This is a genomic window from Echinimonas agarilytica (assembly GCF_023703465.1).
Lineage (GTDB): Bacteria > Pseudomonadota > Gammaproteobacteria > Enterobacterales > Neiellaceae > Echinimonas > Echinimonas agarilytica.
Genome location: NZ_JAMQGP010000003.1, coordinates 132,333 through 142,314, shown reverse-complemented (window position 1 = coordinate 142,314; position 9,982 = coordinate 132,333). Strand labels below are relative to the sequence as shown.

Genomic DNA, 9,982 nt, shown 5'->3' with positions numbered 1-9,982 from the left:
AGCTATCCAAGCGGAATCGTATTCTTGTTTCGTACACGGTTAAAAATACGTGACGGTGCAACTGTCCATATCGCGTCATTTTTTTGACACTCTGATCAACTTTTAAACATTATTTGATCAATGTCAATGTATTAGAATTGTACAATGCTTTCATACAACACTTTAAATTATATTATTTTTTAGTCACTTATAGTGTAAATTAATGGCTCACAACAACTTGTTACAATCACGTAACATTAATTACTTTAGCTAACCGCTATGCACCAATGAATTACACCGAATTACAGCCGACGGGTTGAACCACAATCACTCCTTCCTTGATTTGAATCAGTCAGCTTGCCCTACGGCTCAGATTCAGCGGATTCAAAACTATTTTTTATGTCTTCTACGACTATGATGGAGTCACACACACCCTATTCTAAAAAGGTCTCAATGCATGGATGCGTACAATACACTCTGCTATTTGGGTGCTGCAGCGTTAGTGATTGCTCATGTGAACCAGCGTTTTGGCAAGCTGCAGAACACCATTGCTATCACCGCGTTTACTGTGTTGTCATCCATTGTCATTATCGGACTGGGAAAATTAGGAGCATTCGGCCACTCACTCGCAATTGTGGATTGGATGAGCAACATAAACTTTCAGTCGCTATTGCTCGAAGGGATGTTAGGTTTTCTTCTATTTGCCGGTGGGCTTGGCATTAACTTGAAGCATTTATCCGACCAGCGGCGAGAAATTGCAATTTTGGTCGTTTGCTCCACATCTCTATCAACCGCGATTGTCGGTGCGGGACTTTGGTATGTATTGCAGTGGCTACAATTTCCTTTGGATTTTATTTATTGCTTGCTATTCGGCGCTCTAATATCACCGACCGACCCTATCGCAGTGTTAGCCATCGTTAAAAAGCTCAATGCCCCCGAACAAGTAGCCATTCAGATCGAGGGAGAATCACTGTTCAATGATGGCTTTGGGTTAGTGTTATTTGTGACTCTATTCGGTATCGCGTTTGGTACCGCTGAACCGTCGATTGGCAGTATCGGTCTATTGTTCTTGCAAGAGGCTATTGGCGGCATCGTTTATGGTTTGGGATTAGGTCTGTTGGCCCATATTCTGATCAAGGCCACGCAAGATGCATCGCTTGAATTACTGACCACATTGACCATCCCTACTGCTGGTTTTGTATTTGCTGAAGTCATCCACGTCTCTGGCCCTCTCGCTATGGTTGTTGCAGGTATTTTCATTGCGAACAAATCCATTCACCCCTACATGTCTCCCCGAGATCGAGAAAAATTTGAGGGTTTTTGGCACTTAATTGATGAGTTTTTAAACAGCTTGCTATTTTTACTGATTGGATTGGTGATGATCACATTCACCTTTCATATTGAAGATGGAGTGATCATGCTCGCAGCCATTGGCGTGGTCCTTGCGGCACGATTCATTAGCATAGCACTGCCATACATGGCCATGTGGCCTTGGCGATCGTACAACCCAATGTCTGTTCCCATTTTAACTTGGGGGGGGCTACGCGGCGGTTTAGCACTTGCAATGGCAATGAGTGTTCCTGAAGGGGAGATGCTCTTTGCAGATAAAGGAATTGACGTCCGCGAAGCCATTTTGGTCATGACTTACGCGGTGGTGCTATTTTCTATATTGGTTCAAGGCAGCACCATTGTCCCTTTGATTGAGCGCGCCAAACGCTTCAATAGCGGTAACAGCACTCAATAAAGTTCATAGTGATTGAAACCTTGAGCGCTAGGATTCCTGTTCAACAAATAAATGTCGACTCCGGTTGGCAATAGCCACCAGTGAAAGCATGACGGGCACTTCAACCAATACGCCCACTACTGTTGCGAGCGCTGCGCCTGAGTGCAAGCCAAATAATGAAATGGCAACCGCCACAGCTAATTCAAAGAAATTTGAGGTCGCGATCATGCATGCCGGTGCTGCGATTTTATGGCTTAACTTCAATTTTTTAGCAGCATAAAAAGCCACAAAGAAAATGCCGTAAGTTTGGATCAAAAGTGGAATAGCAATCAGCAATATGTCTTGGGGTTGCGCCAAAATCGTTTCTGCTTGAAAGCCAAACAACAATACAACAGTGGCAAGCAAGCCAATCATGGACCACGGTTTTAAACCCCCAACGAAAGCATCTAACGCCTGATCATCGTTCTTTTTCTGCAACACATACCGCGTCAATGCCCCCGCAACTAAGGGCAAAACCACATATAATAAAACTGACGATAACAAGGTATCCCACGGCACCTGAATATCGCTAACGCCCAGTAACAACGCAGTAATTGGCGCAAATGCGACGACCATGATCAAGTCATTCACCGACACCTGCACCAAGGTATAGTTTGGATCACCTTTGGTTAGTTGACTCCACACAAAGACCATTGCAGTACAAGGTGCCACGCCCAGTAAAATCATACCTGCAATGTATTCTGTCGCAGTTTGAGGATCGACCCACCCAGCAAAAAACACCCGAAAGAACAGCCATCCCAGTGCCGCCATAGTAAAAGGCTTAATCAACCAGTTCACCACTAAGGTAAGCACTAACCCCTTCGGGCTTTTGCGCACATCTTTAATGGACGAAAAATCAATTTGTATCATCATTGGGTAAATCATCACCCAAATTAAAACGGCAATAACAATGTTGACGTGTGCAAATTCAAGCCCTGCCACAACGGCAAAAGCATCTGGCATAAGATTGCCCAGCACCACACCTAACACAATTGATAAACCGACCCAAACACTTAAGTAGCGTTCGAAAGTACCCATGATATTTGTCCCAAGGATTAATAATGAAAAAGTAAAAGGTGAGCGCAGCGTGCTTTTTACTGGCACATATTACGCATTTTCTGTGAATCACTCTCGACCCGAACGAGCCGTGCTCGATGACTCTCAACCATCTGACCTTCATCTCGCGCAACGGTTTGCAAAATATCAGCTGCCCACGACGGAAGTTCGGGGTTTACTCGATAAAACACCCACTGGCCTTGGCGCCGATCTAATAATAAGCCTAGCTTTCTTAACTGAGCTAAGTGGCGCGATATTTTAGGCTGACTTTGTTCCAGGGCTGTCATTAACTCGCATACACACAGCTCAGATTCCAACTGAATCAACAATAAGCAACTTAATCTTGTGTCATCAGCTAGTGCTTTAAAAAACATTAAGGGGGTCATTTGGAATGCCTCGCCATGAATATATGGAAAATCATATATTCGTTCTTACATATGTGCAAGATGATTGTTGAATTAAGTTCTAATTGCGTCAAAGTACGACTCGATGCTCCACAAACTTAAAGCCATTTCTTGGCCCGAAAAACGCCTAATAAACACAACGCAATTGCGGACATGGCACCTAACGACACAAAATATCCATTTCGATAGCCAAGCTCTGGAATATACTCAAAATTCATCCCATAAATTCCGGCAATAAAGGTCAGTGGTACAAAAATAGCTGTAATAACCGTGAGCACCTGCATGGTTTTGTTTAATCGGTGAGAGCTTAGTGATATGTAACCCTCAATTAAGTCACCGCAAATGTCGTAGTACATACTGCATAAGCTTTCGAGGCGTTCGAGTTTATCGAATGCATCATGAAAACTATGCTTAACAGCATCATGTGACATGTCTATGTGTTCAGAAAAGCCGGATAAAATACGCTGAAACACTCGCGTGTGATATCGAAATATTCGAAGCAATTTACGAAAATGAGATTTCAATAAAATCAATCGTTGCATCAAAGCGTCATCCGGGCGATCAAGCATGTCATCCTCTAGATCTGATACTTCCTTTTCCGCATCGAGAACAGCTTCAAGGTAGCGTTCCGCCGATGCGTTAATAATTTTGCTCAACACAACTGCTGGATCATTCAGTTGCTTGATCAACTGAGGACTGTGCCAAACAGTTTCAACACCAATTGATTCACCGTTTCTACGAGTGATTAATAGATTTTTATTGACAAAAATACCCAATTGCATAGTTTGGATATCTAGCCCATTGCCGCACTGGTTAAAACCTCTATATAACAAAAAGCAGTTGTTCTCAAAGCTTTCCACTTTCGGCGGATGACGCAATCGTTGCGCATCTCGGATGGCAAGTGTGTGACACCCTAATTGTTTTAGAAGCTGAGTTTCATCGGCATCATTTTCATTAACGATATCAACCCACAACACGCCACCATTAAGCTCCCAATGTTGAACGCCCTCCCGCCCTCTTTGAGTCAGGCTACCGTCAATCAAGTGCATTGTACGAATCATAATTTGTATCTCTCAAGGTCGAACTTTGTGCTAAAGGCCTCATTAAAAATTTCTAAAAATTTAATATAAGTCAGTTATGTCACACTTTACGGCATAGAACAGGTTTCACCATAACTGATTTTTTTGCCGCTATGTTTCCCTATTAAGTCACACACACACAAATAAAAATTAGGCCGCATCATGCGATTATCACTATCAAGCACTTTAGTATTCGCTTCGCTATTTTCGGTGAATACCTCAATAGCACAAATTAATATTGCAAACCTTCCAACTCCCAATAACTCCTACCTTCAAAGTTCCGACGTGTATAGCGCGCGCGTCAAACAAGGCAATGGCGAGTGGAAGACTCTCCACCCCAGAATGGCGGAGTCTCAAGATGAACTGATCCCCAATAAAAATAATACGTTACTGCATAACAGAGATTTCAGTTTTATCCCCCTTTCGTTCACGCCCCAAGACGGTCCTATTACGATTCAAGTCACCAAAAATTCAAATAAAATATCAGAGAACGTGGTATTCGATGCGAGCAACGTAGAAGTGATCGGTGCAGATTCGGCCCCTTCTAAGATCAACAATAATACGATTGAATTCACCTTGTCAGAGCCCAAATATGTGGTGGTCAATTTCGACGTCAACAGCAATAAACATGTCGATGGGCAACATGAAGTTGTGAAGCACATGCTGACTATTTTTGCTGACCCAATCAACAACGACTTAGTCGAGCCCAACGCGTCATCTGGCAACACCAAAGTGGTGTACGATAACTCCACCACATGGCAAGAATTAGTCGATGCTGATGTCATTGTTTTTCGCGCCGGCTACCATGATTTAGAGTCTCGCTTTGGTCTGAAGGGTATCCCCGTAACTCATGGCACTAAAGTATGGCTGCATCAAAATGCTTTGGTTTCGGGCCATATCATTGGCTATGACGCAAATGGCGAGAACGGCAATAGTTGGAGCGTGGCTGACAATGTTGAGATTTATGGTCGAGGAATGCTCTACATGGGCGACTATAGAAATTCTCCTTCAACGCCAAACAACGGTCCATATTGGCGTCCAAACGATAAGGCTCACACGTCAACATCATCACCTTACATGGTGGAAGCCGTAGGATTAAACGGTGGTGAAAACACCAAATTACGTGGCGTTATCATCGGCGATATCATGTGGCACGGGGTTGTGGTTGGTTGGAACTCAGTCATCGATCGCGTGAAGATATGGGGCTGGCACGGCAACAACGACGCATTTCGTCCACACAATGGTTCGGTGGTGCAAAATAGTTTCCTACGTCCGGTTGACGATTCATTTTATGCCTTTGACATCGACGTGAAAGACAACCTAGTTTGGCCAAGTTTTAACGGTGGGTTCATTACCTGTGGTTGGGCCGGCAAATACAATACAGGTGGAATTAAAGTGAGTAATACCACCATGGTTTATCCCGAGTGGACCAATATTGGCAATAACAACGGTATTGTCATGAGTCAGATTGGCACCTACCAAGAATGTGATGGCATCACCATTAACACCATGGATGTGTACGGTGACCCAATTGCGATTCTCAACCTTAAAACATCAAGCCTAGTTGATAATTCAGTTTGGTGGGACAAGGCTTCTGATAATCCTGGGGTTCGAAATATCGAAATTAATGATTTGACGATTTATGGACGCCAAAAAACGAAAAGTTTAGTTGATAAAGCCGCGCAATTTAATTTAGAAGATGTCACTTTCAATAATTTATTGATCACCGAGTTTAGCGACGAACCGGTCACTAATGCAGACCGCTCTATGCTATTTACCGGAAGCGCTGCCACCAATAACAATATACTCAACATCAATAGCGATTCAGGTGAAACACCACCGGTAACATCTGAATATGTATTGCTTGAGAGTCGATTGTTTGCCGGGTACAACTTTAAAGCAACCAATGGTACTGGTGGCCTTAAGCTCGTCAATACGAATGGCACCATGGTGCAATGGCGCCTTGTTGAAACCGACAATGGCTATTTCTACCTTGAGAATAAAGCACAGAACAATGAGCGCTTAAAAGCCGTGGATGGCAACCTGTCATTCGATTTAACTCAAGATACAGGAAACAAAGTTCAATGGAAGAAAGTGGCAACGAGCAACGGCTACTTCTATTTGGAAAGCCGCAATTACCCTAATAAAAGACTCACGGCGAGCTCAACAGCTCAGACTACGAGCACAGGGTTCAGCTTGACGACAAATACAGGCTTTGGAACACAATGGAAGGAGGCATCCTTCTAAAGCAGAGGAACAAAGCAAAACCAGTTCCACTATGGCTCTCTACTATAGAGGGCCTTTTTTTTGGCGCAAAGCATTAGCATCAACAAATTCATATTCAACCTATGCCCCCAACTATTTAACCATTCAGAATCAGCGCCTCTCACACCACTCTACTGCTACGAATCAAAACCATTCATCACATACCGAAATAATACAAGGCAACTCAGCAAAGGCCTCAAATTACTTTCAAAACCGTTCTCCCTTCGATGTCCAAATCGTAGATCGAGTTTTCGCCAAATCAGCAACCCACAAACAAAAATAGTTCACAACTTGAAATAACCCGCTATTTGTTGAATTGCATCACTAATACGAAATCAATAAATGTTGATTCAATCCTTAATTTCCTGAGGTTTAAAAAATCAATAAATCTTAGCGACCAACGGTTTGAAGGCTCTGCATTAAACAGCTATTCAAGTGGGGTCTTGTCGCACATTCGATTAAGGCAAACATAAGTTCGCTGCTGAAGTATTTGAATTGTCATCATTAACGATTCAAAAACACGAGCCACACAACTCAAATAAAACATCAATAACAGAGAAGAAACTCATGAAATTAAAAACTTGTCTCAGTTTATGTCTATTTATGGCATCGAGCTCGGCCCTAGCACTGCCAAACTGGGCTTCTGGATATTTCAACGACAACAATGCCACTTGGAACTCAGCAAGCGGCACATTGACAGTGAAAAACAACGTGAATTGGACCAACAAAGGTAAAGAAGGCTTTTACTTTCCTGTGCCCAACGAAGTAAAAACCATTCACATTGCTAAGGGAAAGAAAGTGACTGGCGGTTTTCGCGTTTACAATCACCCCAATGCACTCACTATTAGTGGTGGTAAAGAAGGCGAACAATCTTGGCATCGCTCCGCGACGATTTTTGGAACGTCACAACAGTCTTGGTCGGTTAACAACAATATTCCAGATAATTCAAAGTGGAAATACGGGGCTATAGCCGTTCAAAATTCTGGGGTTGTAACGATTCGAAATCTAAAGTTCGTGAATGCTCGTTCGTACCACATCACCTCTTTTAATACCAAAATCGATGCAAAATGGATCAATATCATCGATAATCGCGGAGGTTCCCACAACAATTCAGACGGTTTTGGCGGCGCTGCGGGTTCCACTATTCAAAGTAGCTATATTGATACTTTGGATGATGCTGTAAAACTCTACTTTAATAATTCATCGGTTAAATACACCACCATTAAACACCGCAGAAATGGCGCACCAATTCAACTTGGATGGTGGGCAGAATCAGCCACAACAGGCTTGCTGGCGCAAAATGTAACGGTTAAAGGGGCCGATGCTGGCGGGTACAACTTGGGAGCAGTAAGCTGGTCGAATCACAACACGACCAAGACCAAAAACCTGAAACTCAACAATTTTTCGATTGTGGCAGACTCAGGCAAGAAAAAACCACACTTCATCCAATATGGCGTCAATTTTGGCACCAACTGGAATGGCACATTAAGTCTAACGGGCAATTCCGTTCCAAGTTGCAGTTACACGAATTTCGTTGCCAAAAACAACAGTAGTTACTATGACGACTCCATCGTCGGCTCGAAATCATTGAAGAAAAACTCTTCTGGGAATTTAAAAACCGTTATCTCCGGCTGTTAATTCCTTTTTCTGAACTCCCCATAGCACTTGGGGAGTTCATTTCAATCACCGAGAGGAGATCGAGTTTATGCCTCTAAAATTCATGATGATCGGCGCTGTGCTGAGTATTATCATATCCCTATGTTTTTTATTGGGTTCTAACACCACTCTATTGTCTAATGCTTCGAGCAATCCACCCCTGCAAATTCAAACAGATCTAAAGCACTCTGATGCCCCTTTCGGCACAGAATCTAAGTCATATATTGTTCGCCTACAACGCGCTGTACAATTTTTACAGGGCTTCGAGCAAGCGAATGAGATTCAGACAATTTTTCAACAATGGCTGATTGAGTCAAGAAACGATGCAATTCAATACGCCGCAGTCTTTATGCAACAATACCCACAGCAATCGATTGCACTTGCGGTACTTGAAGCGGCCGATGAAAATGAACAAGTTCAGATCATGAATACGCTCATAAATGAGAGTGGTCTTGGGATTTACACTTTCGATTTTGCCTTTCGTGCATGGGGGGAAAGCTCTCCGATTCATGCGCTAAACTGGGTTACAGACACCATTCCTATGGCAACTCAGGCCAGCGCCAACCAATTTGTTTTTGAGGGGTGGATTAAATCGGCGCCAGTTGACAGCATCGATTACCTCAGTACATTTGGCCCTATGGATATAAAATTGCCAGACCTAAGTGCCATATTCTCCATCTGGGCCTCTGAATCTTCCGAGTCGGCTTTTCAATATTTGCTTCACAGCCAATTGCAGAACAACACTGAATTGGTTTCAATCTCGCTGCGCCATATAGCTGAACAGCACCCTGAGCAACTGCGGGCCTCATTGGACCTTCTGACCATTACTCCAGAGCAAAGAATTTCGTCGCTAGTGCCTGCTATTCGCGTGCTATTTCAACATCATCCCAGTGATGGTTTGAGATTAATGCACGACCTTGAATCCCCTCATTACAGTATAATTTATGCGGGTGCATCGGCATTTGCGCAACATCATTTGGACAATGCGAAGCATTGGCTTCGCCAAACCGAAAACCCTGAACACAAAGCTGCGATAGCCGCAGGTATCGCAGAGACATGGGTCAACCAAGATATGCAAGGTGCTGTACACTGGCTTCTTAGCCAAACCAACGACATTCAACAATTAGTTGCTGCCGATTACACAGCAGCCATGTCTGCACATGACCCGGCCTTCACCGCCGAACATTTATATGAACAACTTCCCATCGAGCAATCGCTGGAACTATTACGCCAATCCGACACGGCAAGCGCATGGGCCAAACAAGACCCAGAGGGAGCGTTAAATTGGATCGAAACGCTCCCGCCATCATCTGAAAAACTAGCCTTAATCAATCAAGCCAGCACTCAGGCTGCGCAGCAAGATTTGGCGCAATTGGAAAGCTGGATCGATACATTGGAAAATGAAGATGAATACCAATCAGCGGTATTTAGCACAGCATACGCACTTGCCAGCGAACAAGAATATGCCAACGCTGCAAATTGGCTCTACCACAAGCTTCCGAACAACCGGAATGACGAGCGCATGAATGGAATTTTAGAAGTTTGGTTGGCCCACAATACAGCGCAAGCTAAGGCTTGGATAACGGCACATGACTACCTATCTGAAGAAGAGCGCAAACAACTTGTGGCAAAAGCACTGAACCATTAACACAGCTCAAATAACGACGAGAACGCGGATTGATTCAGCACAATTCAATATAAAGCTGCCTCAACCTATGATTTAATGACGACCATTGATTAAAAAGTAGGTTAACGCTCGTTACGTTTGTACTCACAATCAA

General features: G+C 43.5%; 7 protein-coding genes. 4 read left to right on the top strand and 3 right to left on the bottom strand.

Annotated elements, in window-relative coordinates; all coding sequences use genetic code 11:
- Window positions 1–436 precede the first annotated feature (436 nt).
- Window positions 437–1,723, top strand: a complete 1,287-nt coding sequence (locus NAF29_RS08005) for a cation:proton antiporter (protein WP_251261057.1) — start codon at window positions 437–439, stop codon at window positions 1,721–1,723.
- Window positions 1,724–1,750: 27 nt separating this feature from the next.
- Here NAF29_RS08005 and arsB read toward each other — a convergent pair whose 3' ends face one another.
- The 3 genes from arsB to NAF29_RS07990 all read right to left on the bottom strand — a co-directional run bounded on the left by arsB (window position 1,751) and on the right by NAF29_RS07990 (window position 4,262).
- Window positions 1,751–2,779 (bottom strand): ACR3 family arsenite efflux transporter, encoded by a 1,029-nt coding sequence (gene arsB / locus NAF29_RS08000; protein WP_251261056.1) that lies wholly within the window; start codon window positions 2,777–2,779, stop codon window positions 1,751–1,753.
- A 56-nt stretch (window positions 2,780–2,835) separates the two neighbouring features.
- Window positions 2,836–3,183, bottom strand: coding sequence for a metalloregulator ArsR/SmtB family transcription factor (locus tag NAF29_RS07995; protein WP_285817676.1), 348 nt, complete (start codon window positions 3,181–3,183; stop codon window positions 2,836–2,838).
- Window positions 3,184–3,299: 116 nt separating this feature from the next.
- Entirely contained in the window at window positions 3,300–4,262 is a 963-nt protein-coding gene (locus NAF29_RS07990) for a magnesium transporter CorA family protein (RefSeq protein ID WP_251261055.1), read from the bottom strand.
- 180 nt (window positions 4,263–4,442) lie between these two features.
- Between NAF29_RS07990 and NAF29_RS07985 the strand changes: the two genes are divergently transcribed.
- The 3 genes from NAF29_RS07985 to NAF29_RS07975 all read left to right on the top strand — a co-directional run bounded on the left by NAF29_RS07985 (window position 4,443) and on the right by NAF29_RS07975 (window position 9,849).
- On the top strand, window positions 4,443–6,527 hold the full coding sequence (locus NAF29_RS07985; RefSeq protein WP_251261054.1) for a hypothetical protein: 2,085 nt from the start codon (window positions 4,443–4,445) through the stop codon (window positions 6,525–6,527).
- A gap of 585 nt (window positions 6,528–7,112) precedes the next feature.
- Window positions 7,113–8,183 carry a hypothetical protein gene (locus tag NAF29_RS07980; RefSeq protein ID WP_251261053.1) on the top strand — a complete coding sequence of 357 codons (1,071 nt, stop codon included), beginning with the start codon at window positions 7,113–7,115 and terminating at the stop codon, window positions 8,181–8,183.
- Between the two features lie 67 nt (window positions 8,184–8,250).
- On the top strand, window positions 8,251–9,849 hold the full coding sequence (locus NAF29_RS07975; protein WP_251261052.1) for a hypothetical protein: 1,599 nt from the start codon (window positions 8,251–8,253) through the stop codon (window positions 9,847–9,849).
- Window positions 9,850–9,982 lie beyond the last annotated feature (133 nt).

Coding starts and splice junctions, on each gene's coding strand:
- NAF29_RS08005 (WP_251261057.1), top strand. CDS start 437: ATGGATGCGTACAATACACTCTGCTATTTGGGTGCTGCAGCGTTAGTG.
- arsB (WP_251261056.1), bottom strand. CDS start 2,779: ATGGGTACTTTCGAACGCTACTTAAGTGTTTGGGTCGGTTTATCAATT.
- NAF29_RS07995 (WP_285817676.1), bottom strand. CDS start 3,183: ATGACCCCCTTAATGTTTTTTAAAGCACTAGCTGATGACACAAGATTA.
- NAF29_RS07990 (WP_251261055.1), bottom strand. CDS start 4,262: ATGATTCGTACAATGCACTTGATTGACGGTAGCCTGACTCAAAGAGGG.
- NAF29_RS07985 (WP_251261054.1), top strand. CDS start 4,443: ATGCGATTATCACTATCAAGCACTTTAGTATTCGCTTCGCTATTTTCG.
- NAF29_RS07980 (WP_251261053.1), top strand. CDS start 7,113: ATGAAATTAAAAACTTGTCTCAGTTTATGTCTATTTATGGCATCGAGC.
- NAF29_RS07975 (WP_251261052.1), top strand. CDS start 8,251: ATGCCTCTAAAATTCATGATGATCGGCGCTGTGCTGAGTATTATCATA.